Origin of the sequence: Enterococcus casseliflavus, assembly GCF_029215545.1 — a bacterium.
In the GTDB taxonomy this organism is placed as follows: Bacteria; Bacillota; Bacilli; order Lactobacillales; family Enterococcaceae; genus Enterococcus_D; species Enterococcus_D casseliflavus.
The window spans coordinates 2952501-2967157 of record NZ_CP119393.1; the positions used below are offsets into that span (position 1 = coordinate 2952501).

A 14657-nucleotide genomic window follows, 5' to 3' on the forward strand; every position below is an offset into this window, starting at 1 on the left:
GAAAGGAGGTGATCCAGCCGCACCTTCCGATACGGCTACCTTGTTACGACTTCACCCCAATCATCTATCCCACCTTAGGCGGCTGGCTCCAAAAAGGTTACCTCACCGACTTCGGGTGTTACAAACTCTCGTGGTGTGACGGGCGGTGTGTACAAGGCCCGGGAACGTATTCACCGCGGCGTGCTGATCCGCGATTACTAGCGATTCCGGCTTCATGTAGGCGAGTTGCAGCCTACAATCCGAACTGAGAGAAGCTTTAAGAGATTAGCTTAGCCTCGCGACTTCGCAACTCGTTGTACTTCCCATTGTAGCACGTGTGTAGCCCAGGTCATAAGGGGCATGATGATTTGACGTCATCCCCACCTTCCTCCGGTTTGTCACCGGCAGTCTCGCTAGAGTGCCCAACTAAATGATGGCAACTAACAATAAGGGTTGCGCTCGTTGCGGGACTTAACCCAACATCTCACGACACGAGCTGACGACAACCATGCACCACCTGTCACTTTGCCCCCGAAGGGGAAGCTCTATCTCTAGAGTGGTCAAAGGATGTCAAGACCTGGTAAGGTTCTTCGCGTTGCTTCGAATTAAACCACATGCTCCACCGCTTGTGCGGGCCCCCGTCAATTCCTTTGAGTTTCAACCTTGCGGTCGTACTCCCCAGGCGGAGTGCTTAATGCGTTTGCTGCAGCACTGAAGGGCGGAAACCCTCCAACACTTAGCACTCATCGTTTACGGCGTGGACTACCAGGGTATCTAATCCTGTTCGCTCCCCACGCTTTCGAGCCTCAGCGTCAGTTACAGACCAGAGAGCCGCCTTCGCCACTGGTGTTCCTCCATATATCTACGCATTTCACCGCTACACATGGAATTCCACTCTCCTCTTCTGCACTCAAGTCTCCCAGTTTCCAATGACCCTCCCCGGTTGAGCCGGGGGCTTTCACATCAGACTTAAGAAACCGCCTGCGCTCGCTTTACGCCCAATAAATCCGGACAACGCTTGCCACCTACGTATTACCGCGGCTGCTGGCACGTAGTTAGCCGTGGCTTTCTGGTTAGATACCGTCAAGGGATGAACATTTTACTCTCATCCTTGTTCTTCTCTAACAACAGAGTTTTACGATCCGAAAACCTTCTTCACTCACGCGGCGTTGCTCGGTCAGACTTTCGTCCATTGCCGAAGATTCCCTACTGCTGCCTCCCGTAGGAGTCTGGGCCGTGTCTCAGTCCCAGTGTGGCCGATCACCCTCTCAGGTCGGCTATGCATCGTTGCCTTGGTGAGCCGTTACCTCACCAACTAGCTAATGCACCGCGGGTCCATCCATCAGTGACGCAAAAGCGCCTTTCAACTTTCTTCCATGCGGAAAATAGTGTTATACGGTATTAGCACCTGTTTCCAAGTGTTATCCCCTTCTGATGGGCAGGTTACCCACGTGTTACTCACCCGTTCGCCACTCTTTTTCTTTCGGTGGAGCAAGCTCCGGTGAAAGAAAAAGCGTTCGACTTGCATGTATTAGGCACGCCGCCAGCGTTCGTCCTGAGCCAGGATCAAACTCTCATAATGATTTGTTTGAATGACCATACGGTCATTAAGCTCATAAAAATTAACTTTGCTAGCTATTGCTTGCATGTATTTGTTTCAATAAATTGAAACGTCCTACACATTGGTTCGTTTGCTTGCTTTGTTCAGTTTTCAAAGGTCTACCGTGCTGTGTTAGCAACTTTTATATCATATCAGAGTGACATTTAATTGTCAACTCTTTTTTAAAAAGTTTTTTTTCGCTCGTTGCTTTTCAACTTCGTAGCGGCTGTCTCAGCGACTTAATTAGAATAACAAATGATTTGTTATTTGTCAACAACTTTTTTCAATTAATTTTGTTGATGTATCAACATTGATTAACTGTTTTATTATTGCGACTTCGTTATAATATCATCTGTTTCATTTTTGGTCAAGTCTTTTTTTGAAGTTTTTTCAACTGTTGTTTTGACCCGCTGGCTCAATTGCCAACGTTGACTAATTTACCATTCTTCTTGACTCAGGTCAAGGAAATATTTCATTTTATTTACAAAAAGTTTTCAATAAAAAAAGACCGTCGTAACGGTCTTCAGTTTTTTCGCTAATATTCAGGTGCTAAAAGAACGGAACGCCTTCAATCTCGTAGTCTTCAATGATCTTACGAAAGATATTGGGCTCTTCCCACGCATACCCTTCTGGCAGCTGTTGCGTTTGTCCTGCTTCTTGTGTTTCAAAAACAAATAAAGGAATGTTTTGCGTATCAATATTGCCATTTGTGAGTTCAACGAGTTCGATCGCTGTCACATCAAGGTGGATACGGTCTTTAAACAATTGTAAGATCGTAGCCAAGCCGGTTTTATCTTCAGAAAAATCCGTTGACGCTAATTCCGCAGTGCCTTCGTGTATTTGCATCAAAAATCGTTTCGAACCATTTGCTAAGTGCATCATAACTGTACCCGCTACTTTTTTGGATCCCAAAATACCCACCTCAGTTATTCATCTGTTTGTAAACTAATTTTAGCACATTTTCAGAAAATATGCACGATTATCTGCTGCTGTTTTCTTTTTCTAACATTTCTTTGGCCTCTTTCACCCACACTGGTAAAGCTTCTCCAATCGTACGAAAACCGATCCGCTTATTCTTATTTGTAAAGTAGCGTTTACGCTTAAAGGGGGGCTGAACAAAACTCGTTTCCAATGTACGGCGGGACAAACTGATCTTTTGGCTGTATTCGTCAATATCAATGATTTGTACACGGATCTTTTGCCCGATCTGTAAGACTTCATGGATATTCTTGGTAAACCCAGATTGGATCTCTGAAACATGGATCAATCCCTGTGTTTCCTTATCTAACGAAACAAATGCACCATAGGGTTGAATCCCAGTGACTGTTCCTTCTATAATGTTCCCGATTTGATAATTCATAGTCTTTCCTCTCTTTTCCACTTTCATTATACTTGAACTAGTGGTAGATTTGAAGCATCAGAAACAACGTTGCACAATATAGGAGGGAAACGCATGATCAATTTTGACAAAGTTCATCCGCGCTTAAATACCAATAGCGTCAAATGGGACACCATTGCAAAAACCTATAAGGAAGAAAACTTGTTGCCACTTTGGGTAGCCGACATGGATTTTCTAGCACCAGAACCTGTGAAAAAAGCGTTAGAAAAAGCAGTTGCCCAAGGGATCTATGGCTATTCCACCATCCCTGATTCGCTGCTTGAATCCATCATCGATTGGCAGCAAAGACGTCATGGTTATACCATCAATAAGGAAGCGATCCTTTTTAACAGCGGTGTCGTCCCTAGTATTGCACTGGCGATCCAAAGTTATACGCAAGAAGAAGATGCCGTATTGATCCACGATCCGGTCTACCATCCCTTTGCCCATGTTGTCAAAAATAATCAGCGGACCTTAATTCAAGAACCATTATTGGAAAAAGATGGCCACTTCGTCATCGATTTTGAGGCGATGGAACAAACCATCATCGAAAAGAAGGTAAAATTGTTTCTTCTATGTAATCCTCATAATCCTGGCGGTCGCGTGTGGTCAAAAGAAGAACTGCTGACGATCGGCCGTATTTGTCAAAAGCACCAGGTGATCGTTGTCAGTGATGAGATCCATCAAGACATCGTTTTTGCACCAAATCAATTTGTCTCTTTCCAAACAGTCGAGCCAAGCTTTGCCGATTTTTCGATCATCTTGACCTCAGCAACCAAGACCTTTAATTTAGCTGGGATCAAAAATTCGATGGTATTCATCAAAGACAAAACCTTGCGCAGCCAATTTGCAAAAACACAAGAACGCAACGTTCAAGGGGAAATCAATACGTTTGGGTTGGTCGCTACTGAAGCAGCGTATCGTGAATCTGAAGCATGGTTAGAAGAACTTTTGTCCTATTTAGAAGCAAATCGCACCTTTGTCTGCGACTTTTTGACTGAACAACTCCCAGCAGTGACCTTTCAAAAACCCGAAGGTACTTACTTGATCTGGCTGGATTTTTCTGCCTATGGCCTAACAGACAATCAGCTGCAGCGCAAACTGATCAAAGAAGCCAATGTCGTATTGAATCAAGGAAGTATCTTTGGTCCTCGCGGCAGTCACCATATGCGGTTGAACTTTGCCTGTCCTAAAGAGCTATTAGAAAAAGCACTCAATCAAATCGCCGCCGCGTTTAAAGACCAACCGATCGGTTAACTCTTTCTTATGAAAAAAAGAACCCTAAAGCTGCCATTTCAACGATCTCCTTGAGGATGACCTTTGAAACTGCTTTTGGGTTCTTTTGTTTTATTCGCTGATTTCGATCGTTTCGATCACTACATCATGCACTGGACGATCTTGTGGTCCTCGTTGCACGCCAGCGATTTCATCAACGACTGACATTCCTTCGATCACATGACCAAAGACTGTGTGACGGAAATCTAACCAAGGAGTACCACCTGCTTGATACGCTTCGATGATTTCAGCTGGATAACCAGCACCTTCTAATTGACCTAACATGTTGCTAGGAACATTTTGATTGTTTACGATGAAAAACTGGCTGCCGTTAGTATTCGGACCAGCGTTTGCCATGGATAAAGCGCCACGAAGATTGAACAATTCTTTTGAAAATTCATCTTCAAAGCTGCCGCCATAGATGCTTTCGCCGCCCATCCCTGTACCAGTTGGATCGCCGCCTTGAATCATAAAATCAGGAATGACACGGTGGAAGATGATCCCATCGTAATACCCTTTTTTCGCTAATTCAACGAAGTTTTTCACTGTTTTTGGTGCCAATTCTGGGAACAATTGTACAACTACATCCCCACGATTGGTTTTGATGACTGCTTTATGGCCAGTTTGTTTTTCTAATGCTAACTGTGGAAATTCAGACACATTAACTCCTCCTTCTCTCTCATAAATCCATGATAGCAGAAAATTGAAAAAATGCTAGTTTGGATAATTTTTGCTATAATGAAGCTATTCGTACACTACGAACACGCTTCACCCCAACGTGGTTAGAAAAGAGGAATAACATGGATATTTTTGATATAACGATTATCGGCGCGGGACCTAGCGGAATGTTTTCTGCTTTCTATGCCGGTATGCGTAACGCCAAAACCAAGATCATCGACAGCTTGCCGCAATTAGGCGGTCAGCTTGCTACTTTATACCCAGAAAAATACATCTACGATATCCCAGGTTATCCGAAAATCAAAGCGGGCGATCTTGTCCAAAACCTGGAAAAACAGTTGACGACCTTCAATCACCAATATTGTTTAGAAGAAACCGTCTTGTCGGTCGAAAAACAAGAAGACTATATCGAAGTCACCACCGACAAAGGAATCCATTACTCGAAAGCCGTGATTTTGGCTTTAGGAAACGGCTCCTTCCAGCCGCGCAAACTGACTTTGCCAGAAAGCGAGCGGTTTGAAGGATACGGCTTAGACTATTTTGTCACCGATTTGATGAAGTATGCTGGACGCAAAGTAGCGATCGCCGGTGGCGGCGATTCTGCCATCGATTGGGCATTGATGCTGGAGCCGATCGCTAGTGAAGTCTACTTGATCCATCGCCGTCCTGAATTTCGTGCCCATGAACATAGCGTCAGTAAATTACAGGCTTCTGCCGTCAACATTTTGACTCCTTATGTGATCCAAGAAATCCAAGGAGAGCAACGTTTGACTGGTGTCTCGTTGCAGCAAGTCAAAGGTGATGAAACAGTCAGCCTTTCATTGGATGCTTTGATCGTCAATTACGGTTTTTCTTCCACATTGAACATCAAGGATTGGGGCATGAAAAGCAGCCGCCAAGGAGTCTTCGTCTCTTCAGATATGAGCACGTCTGTTCCTGGGATCTATGGCTGTGGGGATGTCGTTTTATACGATGGAAAAGTCGACCTGATCGCTACTGGTTTCGGGGAAGCCCCAACTGCGGTGAACAATGCGCTCCACTACATTGATCCCAAAACGCGGACACAACCTGCCCATAGTACAAGTCTTTTTAAGGAGTAGCTGACATGAAACAAGCTGGTCAACGTCAACTTGCCGCCTATACTCTCCCTTTACAGGGAGAGACCCTCACTGAGCAAATGGTTCAGTATCTGGAAGCCTTCGATCATGCCGAAACGGCGGTCCACAATCTAGCCGTTGCCCAAGAAGCCAAACGATTGGCAGAACGGTTTCAAGTCAATGCGGAGAAAGCTTACTTGGCAGCACTGCTGCACGATGTCAGCGTCGTCATCCCTCATGACCAGCGAATCGCCTTGCAGATAGCGGTAGGCGAACCGATCTTAGATGCGGAGCGGCAAGCACCTTTTTTGCTGCATCAGCAGCAATCCGCTTTGTTGGCAAAAACGGTTTTTCAGGTGTCTGATCCAGACATTCTGTCCGCCATCAGCTGTCATACCACCTTAAAGGCCCATTATCGTCGTCTCGATCTACTCGTTTTTTAGCCGACAAAATCAAATGGGATCGTAAAGATCAAGCGCCTTTCTTAATCGGCTTATTAGACCGTCTCGATGATTCCTTGGAAGCCGCCGCTGGGTATTATATGGACTGGCTTTTTGCTGGTGACTTGGTGGTCCCCCATCCTTGGGCAGTGGCAGCCAAAGCAGAACTAGCCAACACTTGTGCTTCAGTGGATGTTAGAAGGGATTAACACCCAAATGGCATGGCCTGCAACTGGAATAGGGCACTACTTATGATCGCAATCCATCAGTCGCATGTTGACTTTTGAATAAACTATATTTACATGGAGGGGAACTATATGGTATTAGAAAGCAAAACACTTGAAGACAAAGCAAGAGAATTGTTGGCCGACCGCGGTGTCTCGCTGCAAGACATCGGTGAACTGGTGATGTTCTTGCAAAAAGATTACATTGAAGGCATCACCTTGGAGATGTGTATCGAAAGCGTCAACGCTGTCTTAAGCAAGCGGGAAGTCCACAACACGATTTTAACGGGGGTCCAATTGGATATTTTGGCAGAAGAAAATCAACTGCTGCATCCACTGCAAGAAATCGTTAAAGAAGACGAAGGGCTTTATGGGATCGATGAGATCCTCGCTCTATCCATCGTCAACGTGTACGGCTCGATCGGCTTTACTAACTACGGATACATTGATAAAGTCAAACCGGGTATTTTGAAAGAACTGAACAAGCACGACGGTCCCCGCGTTCACACCTTTTTAGATGATATCGTAGGTGCCATCGCAGCTTCTGCCGCAAGTCGCTTAGCCCATCAACACCCAAGTAAATCTCATTACATTACGCAATAAAAAAAAGACCGACGATTCGCCTCCCTCAAAGGAAGGGGATCGTTGGTCTTTTTTTCATTACGCTGTTTTTTTCAAGCCTCGTTTGCCCCACCAATAGAAGGCAAAAAAGAAGACTTCAATCAAGACGAAAAAGAGAATAAAGCAATGCATGAAAAACGTTTCTGGCAGCACGTTGATGATCGGATCGGTGGCTGGATTAAAGAGCCAATCGTCGTTACTGAAGAAAATCTCATGGAACGTAACGAAAAAGCGGTCAAAGCCGACAGCCATCAAAAACCCGAAAATCAGCGGCAAAATCATCCCCCATTGAAAGGGACGAATCAAGCGCCATTGCTGTTGTTTTTGCCGTAACCGATTGACGAACCAGATACTCGGCAGCAAAGTGACGATCATCACGGCATAATTTAATAGAAACAACTGTTTCACATCGTAAAAATGCCCAGCGCCAGCTTCAGACATTGGAAAATCTGGCAAGGCGAGCGTACTTGCAAAGGGATTGTTTAGAAAATCTAGCAATAAGCCATAGTTCTTCAACAACTCTTCTCTTGATAGCGAGGTATAATCCAGCAGATTCAAGTGATCGACATCAAACCAATATAACGGTCGAAAATTGATCGTTAGGGTGATCGCTAGACTGACCAAAAACAAAAACAAGCAGACAAATCCTAAGCGTTCAAGCCACACTTGTTTTTTCATTGTTCAAAATCCCACTCATCTAAAGAATCCACCACATAGGTTGGTGCTACTGGTAATGTCGGAACTGCCGCTTTCGGGGTAAAGCCAGATAATACGAGCAAAGAATCGATCCCGTTTTGGATCCCCGAGCGAATATCGGTTTCGTAATTGTCTCCCACCATCAAGACCTCATCTTTTGATAAGCCGATGTGTGCCACCGCTTTTTCCATAATGATGGCTTCTGGTTTGCCAATAAAAATCGGTTGCGTTTGGGTGGCAGTCTCCACCATTGCGATCAGTGAACCTGCACCAGGTAATAAACCTCTTTCCGTCGGGATATTTTTGTCGGGATTGGTCCCGATAAAGGTTGCTCCTTTTTGGATCGCTAACGTTGCTAAAACAAATTTTTCATAGGTCACGTGGTTGTCTAAGCCAACCACGACATAATCTGGGTTGGTTTCCTCCCACTCAAACCCAGCAGCTAAGATCAAATCGATCAACCCCGCTTCGCCGATCACAAATACTTTGCGGCCTTTGCCATGATCTTTCATAAAATCGATCGTCGCCAAGCTTGCGGTATAAATCGTTTCTGGTGCCACGTGAATCGAAAATTCATCCGCCAATCGCTGTGCCACGACTTCGGGACTGCGGGTCGTATTGTTGGTCACAAATAAATAGGGCAGTCCTTTTTCTTGTAAGGATTCTACGAAGCGTTTCCCAGCAGGGATCGGCTCTTTTCCTAAATAAATCGTGCCGTCTAGATCAATCAAATAGCCTTTATATTTCATCTTATTCTTCCCTTTGTCGAATCGTAAACTCTTTTTTGCCTTTTTTCACCGTAGTTGTTTCGGTTTTTTTGACGTTTTTTTCTTTTGGTTTACGATTTTTAATCGTTGGTTTGCTTTTCTTCTGCGGAATTGCTTCACGCTTTTCTTCTATATGGGCGTTTTGTTGTGTAGTTTGATTTTGATTCGTTTGAGCTGGCTTTTTCTTACGTCTTCGGGAGGTACTTTTTTCTTTCTTGCCGCCAACTCGTTGGATCACAAAATAGGCACAACCGAAGTTGCAATACTCATACAAATAGTCTTCCAGCATGTCGATACGCTGATCGGGTAATGCTTTGCGGTTATCCTTTTCAAAAAAGCCTTTCAAACGCAGCTGCTCATAACCCCAATCCCCTACGATATAGTCATAACGTGCCAACACTTCACTGTAACGCTCGCCAAGCTTTTCTGGATTGAAGCCTTCACGATAATCCATGACCAGTTTGTATTGTCGATTGCCAATCATTAATTCTTCATCATTTAACAAAGTCACCAACTCGCCTTTTTGCGGTTGTTTCGCTGGTTCTTCAATAATTTCTTCTAGTACAGATGTCATTTCATCTGTGATCGTTTGTTTTTCGGTCATTTTTTCACCACCTGCTGTTTATTATACCTTGTTTTATTCCCCAATGATAGTCGCGGTTTTCTCTCAAAAACCAGCTGGAGAAGTGACGAACTACTGAATGGGGTATTTCTGACTCAGGTAATCTCCGACCACTGTGCGAATAAAGTCTGGAAAAAGAAACTCAACGGTTCCAGCAATCTCGATCGTCGGGAAAAACGGAATAAACAAGTAGTGATCCACAAGGGTCAACGTGTAGCTTTGAGCAGGATCGACGGGCTCTTGTTTCCACAATACTTGGTGGTTTTTTTCATCAAAGCGGATGCCTTCATAAACCAGTTCACCAAAAATCTTCCCTCGAAAACCCATTCCCATAATTGGGAAATTGCGCAAAAAGTTGCGATTTTTTTCCATCTCTAAGACCAATCGAATGACATCCGCGCCTTGCAGCGTCACCCGAATCAAATGCATCGGATGGGGCAAAATCGTGTGCAGCTGATCTTGATCGACCCGCCCTTGCGGCAAATCATCTAAAAATAGCCCCGTATTTAAGATGGCGGCCTCCGTTTGTCCTTTGGCACATAATGCCAAAAGTGCCTCCCGAACCAAGGAATGTTGACTTTGCCAATCCCTCGTAAACGCTGCTGGAATTTCTGCCACCTGATTTGCCCGCAACAAGCGATGACCGATCGATAGATATTCGGCAATCTCTTCCTCATCTTGCGGAAAAGCCACCAGCGAATCAGTCGGAATCACACGGGCGCGATGCTTGATTGGGCGATGGTGATCATCTAAGACCACTTCGACTTCGCCAATGTTAAAACCAAACTTGCCAGCTGCACCAATTTGAACCCCATTGATGACTTCGCCCTTTTCAAACAAATGGTGCGTGTGGGAACCTAATATAACATCTAGTTCTGGAAAATCCTTCGCAATCTGGCGGTCAGCATTGATGCCTAGATGGCTCATCAAGACCAGCAAATCGACCTCGGGACGCAAATGCTGCACCAATGAAGGCAAAATCTCCAAGGGTTCGCGAATATCCCAACCGTTGGGGGCATATGTCAGCGGAAACGGTGCTGTAAATGCGATCAGGCCGATTTTGGCTCCTTGATTGCTTTCCATGATTTTGTATTCTTGTGCCCACTTCGGCGGACGTAAATCCTGTTTATCAAATAAATTGCCTAAAATGACAGGAAATTCTGCTTGGTCATACAAATGCTGCAAGACCTCTTTGGGATTACCGACCCCTTCATTGTTCCCAATCGTCACCGCATCGTAATGTCCTTGATTCATCAAATCGACATTCGCCTTGCCGTCAGTTGCTTCTGTCAAAGGATGCCAGCGATCGACAAAGTCGCCTAAGTCGACTGCGATCACTGTCTCTTCGGTGGTATCCGCTTCTCGTTTTCTTTGATCCAAATAACGCCGCATCTTCGGCCAATGTTCTAGGTGGGAATGCAGATCGTTCGTATGGATAATCGTAATTTTTTCCATTGTGCGCCTCTTTTCAAATACGTCGCCTGAAATCACTATCCATTTCTCTTGGCATCAAGGGTTGCCAGTAGAAAGGCGACGGAAGTCTCTACAAAATAAGCATAGCATAAAATCTCTGGGAAACCATTGGAATGCTTGGAAAAGAATGGAATAAATAGACAGACATTTGTCAAAAAGTACGGCCATGTTTTGCTCAATTGTTGGAATGATTTTGTTCCAAGCAAATACGATTCAAAATATATAGTACTAACATACGATCTTACAATTATTGAGTAATTCTCGTTTATCGTATATACTGTATATACGATATAAGGAGGAGAAGTAAAGTGAGTATTCAAGAACGAAAAATTAGAAAAAGCGGAAATTCAGTTGTTTTAACATTATCGAAAGAATTATTAGAAAAAATAGGAATTCAAGAAAATGATTACGTATTTGTTGATGAAGACAAATTAGCTGCTGCAATCACAAAAAAGTCATTACCTTCTGAGCAGGAACTCGAAATCAATCGTTTAATCGATCAATCTTTTTCTCAATATGAAGAGATGTATAAGGAGCTCGCAAATCATTGACAATCTACTTATCAGAAAAACAAATCATAAAAATGAATGTCGTGCTTATCAAAAGTCAAACACCAAATGAAGAGATCAGCTTGCGTGATCCATCTGGATTAGCCATGGCTGTAAAACAACCGCAACAAATCGTTTTTTCAAAAGAATTATACCCCTCAATGGAGGAAAAAGCTGCAATCCTTCTAATCAACTTAATCAAAAAACATCCCTTTCATAATGCCAATAAACGAACGGCTTTCATGGCAACGGATGTTTTTTTCAAGCTTAACCACTATGAAACTTTTTTCGAACAAAATCAAACGATTGCATTTCTGGTGAACATTGCGAAATATGACGAAAATAAATTTGATACTTTAAAACGATCAACTTCTGATTACCTTCGAAAATACACAAGAAAGTCGTAAAAAAGTAACTAGCTAATCAGCAATTCTTCACCTACAATCAAACAATCGTGATTCACTTTTTACTAGATTGGCTAAAAATTGATCATGAAAATTTATCAAAGAGAAGACTCAACTAAAGACTTTCAGACAATAAAAAACCCTAAGACAGTCTGTCTCAGGGTTGAATGATCATCGATTCAATTAGTACTACTGCTTTCTTCAATAACAAGCAGTTTTTCAATCAGACACATGGAGAATCCTGCTTAGTGCTGCTTCCTTCCGGATCTGACACGCTTCACAAGACCTCCATTGTCCTAGCCTTTCGGCAAAACTTAGTATAACGTATTTCGTTAGAGATTGCCAGCCTTTTTTTGTTTTTTCTTTTCTCGTAATGCTCGGAAAAAATCTGTTAGCAGCTGGCCGCATGCTTCTTCTAAAATGCCGCCTTCCACATAGGACCAATGGTTGAAGCGCTCATCTTCCAATAAATTCATCAATGTACCAGCAGTGCCGCCTTTGGGATCGTAGGCACCAAAATACACTTCTTCCACCCGTGCCAATAACATCGCCCCACTGCACATCGGGCATGGTTCCAAGGTCACAAACAGCTGCGCTTGTTCTAAGCGCCAACTTCCGACAGTGCGACAGGCTTCTTCGATCGCAAACATCTCCGCATGCGCTGCGGCTTGCTGCTGCGTTTCTCGTAGATTGTGTCCACGACCAATGATTTTATCATCCAAGACGACGACAGCACCGATCGGTACTTCTGCCAACCCTTCTGCTTTTCGGGCTTCTTTGATTGCTTCTTCCATAAAGAAGGCTTTTTCCTCGGCAGTCAAGGTACTTGTTTTTTCCACGACTTCACTTTCACTCCTCTACCTCGCACCATTTCGTGCATTTCCTTGTTAGTATAACGAAAAACGCTTAGAAAGACGAGAAAAACTCGCAAAGACCGATGTCCCTGCGAGTTTCAAATGGAATGATTGGCTTAAAAGACGGAATCAACAAAGCTCGTCAACTTGTCTTTGACATGTTCTGTCGAATCTTTGATATTGTCTCCGTAAACAGAGATTTTGTTGCGGCCTTCATTGACTTTTTTCATCACACCTAACAACGAATCCAATTCATTGTCAGACAAGCCGTCTACGACATCCAGCAATTTTTCATTGCCGTTGAATTTGTCATCGACAAATTTCTTTACTTTGTGTCGGTTGCAAGCGAAGCGTACTTTATTGAATACTTTGTCTGATACAACGACGGCAGTAGTGATCCCAGCGATCGCTGCAATGCTTAATCCAATCGTTACTTTTGATGATGTTTTCATATCGATCAGCTCCCTTATTTTGCTACTTCCATCATAGCACGAGGACTGAAATAAAAACACTATTTCGTTTAAATCGCTTTGAATCTTAATCCTTTAGGAAAGAAGTTTTTTACGGTTCCTTGGACTTGTTTTCCAAAACCGACTGGGATCTCATCGACTGTCAAAATCACCCATCCAGCATTTCCTGGCACGCTCAAGGTTTCACCTGCCACATACTGCTGCCATTGCGGCAAAGTGATCGGCACTGTCGGTGCCCCTTCTTCTGCATGGATCGCCAATGCCAACGCATAACTTGGCTCGATCCGATTCTTCTTAACGACGCCGACGTGCAAACCTGGGCGCATAAACTTGATCCCTTTTAAAGAAGGCATTTCTTCAGGAACGAGCCAGAGGTTTTCTCCTAGCAGCTGAGGCGTCGCATTCAGTGCCTGTAAAAAAGGAAACTCCTTGCGAAAGGCTTGCCACAACTTTTGAGTCGCTGCATCCAATGGACTCTTGGCTGTCGCTCCTTTGCCTTTTTTCTTCTTTTTCACTGGCGCTGCTTCTGCTAGCGAGGTCAATTTCGCAGCGAAATGACCTTCTCCTTGGTTTAAATGCGGCCATAAGCGGATGGTTTTCTCAATCCCAGGTGCAGCTCCCCACTCCCTGCGCCCATGAGATACATTGTCCAAGTCGATCGCTTCGATCGTGAAGGGATACTCCTCCATTAACCAAGCCATCATCGCTTCGTTTTCTTCTGGGGCAAAGGTACAGGTGGAATAGATCAGCTGCCCCCCCGGTTTTAGCATCGTAACGGCTTGTGCCAAAATGTCTTTTTGCCTGATCGCACACTGATCAGGTGTTTCTGCTTGCCATTCTTCTAAGGCGACGGGATCTTTACGAAACATCCCTTCACCAGAACATGGGGCGTCCACTACGATCTTGTCAAAAAACTGAGGAAAATGGCGGCTCAATTCTTGCGGTGCCTGATTGGTGACGACTACATTCGGAAAGCCCCAACGCTCCACATTTTCTGATAGGATTTTGGCACGCTTGGGGAAAATCTCATTTGCTACAAGCAGCCCTTTTCCTTGTAATTGGCTTGCCAGCTGCGTTGTTTTGCCCCCTGGTGCCGCACATAAATCTAAGACCCGCTCCCCTGGTTGAGCGGCTGCGATCGTTGCTACGATCATCGCACTAGGTTCTTGGCTGTAGACATAGCCAGCTTGATGGAGCAGCGAAAGGCCTTTGACTTCGCCAATATAAGCAGCTTCTGCATAGGGGGCGGGTACAGCGGCTGGTCCATATTTTGCCAGCATCGCTTGTGCGTGCGGCTTAGCAACATTCAAGCGAAAGCCTTTGACTGGCTGATTATCGGTTAAAGCGGTAAAAAAAGCTGGTGCTTCTTCTCCTAGCAACCGTTGGTATTTTTCAATAAATGGTGTTGGTAATTGCATACTTACCCCTCCTCGGCTTTTTTATTCTAGCGACTGAGAAGCAATTATGCAAGAATTCCTTGATCAAATGGAAAAAAAACTGCAGCTGAGTGAAGTGGGCGACTAAATCGCTT

Annotated in this window: 16 protein-coding genes, 1 rRNA gene and 1 other RNA gene; 6 read left to right on the plus strand and 12 right to left on the minus strand. The window is 44.3% G+C overall.

Annotated elements, in window-relative coordinates; all coding sequences use genetic code 11:
- Window position 1: 1 nt before the first annotated feature.
- The 3 genes from P0G38_RS14000 to P0G38_RS14010 all read right to left on the minus strand — a co-directional run bounded on the left by P0G38_RS14000 (window position 2) and on the right by P0G38_RS14010 (window position 2939).
- Window positions 2–1561: ribosomal RNA gene (locus P0G38_RS14000) — 16S ribosomal RNA — on the minus strand.
- A 567-nt stretch (window positions 1562–2128) separates the two neighbouring features.
- The gene (locus tag P0G38_RS14005; protein WP_005227664.1) at window positions 2129–2491 is read right to left on the minus strand and encodes a hypothetical protein; all 363 of its coding nucleotides are present in this window, start codon (window positions 2489–2491) and stop codon (window positions 2129–2131) included.
- Between the two features lie 67 nt (window positions 2492–2558).
- Window positions 2559–2939: a CvfD/Ygs/GSP13 family RNA-binding post-transcriptional regulator gene (locus P0G38_RS14010; RefSeq protein WP_005227662.1), complete on the minus strand. Its 381-nt coding sequence runs from the start codon at window positions 2937–2939 to the stop codon at window positions 2559–2561.
- A 93-nt stretch (window positions 2940–3032) separates the two neighbouring features.
- Between P0G38_RS14010 and P0G38_RS14015 the strand changes: the two genes are divergently transcribed.
- Window positions 3033–4214, plus strand: a complete 1182-nt coding sequence (locus P0G38_RS14015) for a MalY/PatB family protein (RefSeq protein ID WP_275852221.1) — start codon at window positions 3033–3035, stop codon at window positions 4212–4214.
- Between the two features lie 90 nt (window positions 4215–4304).
- Here the strand turns inward: P0G38_RS14015 and P0G38_RS14020 are convergent, their stop codons facing one another.
- Window positions 4305–4892 carry a peptidylprolyl isomerase gene (locus P0G38_RS14020; RefSeq protein WP_005227659.1) on the minus strand — a complete coding sequence of 196 codons (588 nt, stop codon included), beginning with the start codon at window positions 4890–4892 and terminating at the stop codon, window positions 4305–4307.
- A gap of 140 nt (window positions 4893–5032) precedes the next feature.
- Between P0G38_RS14020 and P0G38_RS14025 the strand changes: the two genes are divergently transcribed.
- The 3 genes from P0G38_RS14025 (at window position 5033) to P0G38_RS14035 (ending at window position 7274) form a co-directional block, all read left to right on the plus strand.
- Window positions 5033–6010 (plus strand): NAD(P)/FAD-dependent oxidoreductase, encoded by a 978-nt coding sequence (locus P0G38_RS14025; protein WP_010748839.1) that lies wholly within the window; start codon window positions 5033–5035, stop codon window positions 6008–6010.
- A gap of 5 nt (window positions 6011–6015) precedes the next feature.
- On the plus strand, window positions 6016–6450 hold the full coding sequence (locus P0G38_RS14030) for an HD domain-containing protein (protein WP_275852228.1): 435 nt from the start codon (window positions 6016–6018) through the stop codon (window positions 6448–6450).
- A 314-nt stretch (window positions 6451–6764) separates the two neighbouring features.
- Window positions 6765–7274, plus strand: coding sequence for a phosphatidylglycerophosphatase A family protein (locus tag P0G38_RS14035; protein ID WP_005227653.1), 510 nt, complete (start codon window positions 6765–6767; stop codon window positions 7272–7274).
- Window positions 7275–7331: 57 nt separating this feature from the next.
- Here P0G38_RS14035 and P0G38_RS14040 read toward each other — a convergent pair whose 3' ends face one another.
- From P0G38_RS14040 to P0G38_RS14055, 4 genes are all read right to left on the minus strand, one after another.
- Window positions 7332–7970, minus strand: a complete 639-nt coding sequence (locus P0G38_RS14040) for a TIGR01906 family membrane protein (RefSeq protein ID WP_015509030.1) — start codon at window positions 7968–7970, stop codon at window positions 7332–7334.
- Complete coding sequence (locus P0G38_RS14045; RefSeq protein WP_275852235.1) at window positions 7967–8737, minus strand: TIGR01457 family HAD-type hydrolase; 771 nt, start codon at window positions 8735–8737, stop codon at window positions 7967–7969. The genes P0G38_RS14040 and P0G38_RS14045 overlap by 4 nt, the downstream gene beginning before the upstream one ends.
- A 1-nt stretch (window position 8738) precedes the next feature.
- Window positions 8739–9359, minus strand: coding sequence for a YutD family protein (locus P0G38_RS14050; RefSeq protein ID WP_275852238.1), 621 nt, complete (start codon window positions 9357–9359; stop codon window positions 8739–8741).
- Window positions 9360–9449: 90 nt separating this feature from the next.
- On the minus strand, window positions 9450–10832 hold the full coding sequence (locus tag P0G38_RS14055; protein ID WP_275852241.1) for a bifunctional metallophosphatase/5'-nucleotidase: 1383 nt from the start codon (window positions 10830–10832) through the stop codon (window positions 9450–9452).
- A 326-nt stretch (window positions 10833–11158) separates the two neighbouring features.
- Between P0G38_RS14055 and P0G38_RS14060 the strand changes: the two genes are divergently transcribed.
- Together P0G38_RS14060 and P0G38_RS14065 are read left to right on the plus strand one after the other, a co-directional pair.
- Window positions 11159–11401 (plus strand): AbrB/MazE/SpoVT family DNA-binding domain-containing protein, encoded by a 243-nt coding sequence (locus tag P0G38_RS14060; RefSeq protein WP_005227642.1) that lies wholly within the window; start codon window positions 11159–11161, stop codon window positions 11399–11401.
- Window positions 11398–11805 carry a type II toxin-antitoxin system death-on-curing family toxin gene (locus tag P0G38_RS14065; RefSeq protein WP_275852245.1) on the plus strand — a complete coding sequence of 136 codons (408 nt, stop codon included), beginning with the start codon at window positions 11398–11400 and terminating at the stop codon, window positions 11803–11805. The genes P0G38_RS14060 and P0G38_RS14065 overlap by 4 nt, the downstream gene beginning before the upstream one ends.
- 213 nt (window positions 11806–12018) lie before the next feature.
- Here P0G38_RS14065 and ffs read toward each other — a convergent pair.
- The 4 genes from ffs to P0G38_RS14085 form a co-directional block, all read right to left on the minus strand.
- Window positions 12019–12105, minus strand: an RNA gene (gene ffs, locus P0G38_RS14070) — signal recognition particle sRNA small type.
- 29 nt (window positions 12106–12134) lie between these two features.
- The gene (gene tadA / locus P0G38_RS14075; RefSeq protein WP_010748833.1) at window positions 12135–12641 is read right to left on the minus strand and encodes a tRNA adenosine(34) deaminase TadA; all 507 of its coding nucleotides are present in this window, start codon (window positions 12639–12641) and stop codon (window positions 12135–12137) included.
- Between the two features lie 131 nt (window positions 12642–12772).
- Window positions 12773–13108: a hypothetical protein gene (locus P0G38_RS14080; protein ID WP_005227636.1), complete on the minus strand. Its 336-nt coding sequence runs from the start codon at window positions 13106–13108 to the stop codon at window positions 12773–12775.
- A 68-nt stretch (window positions 13109–13176) separates the two neighbouring features.
- Window positions 13177–14544, minus strand: coding sequence for an RsmB/NOP family class I SAM-dependent RNA methyltransferase (locus P0G38_RS14085; RefSeq protein ID WP_275852251.1), 1368 nt, complete (start codon window positions 14542–14544; stop codon window positions 13177–13179).
- Window positions 14545–14657 lie beyond the last annotated feature (113 nt).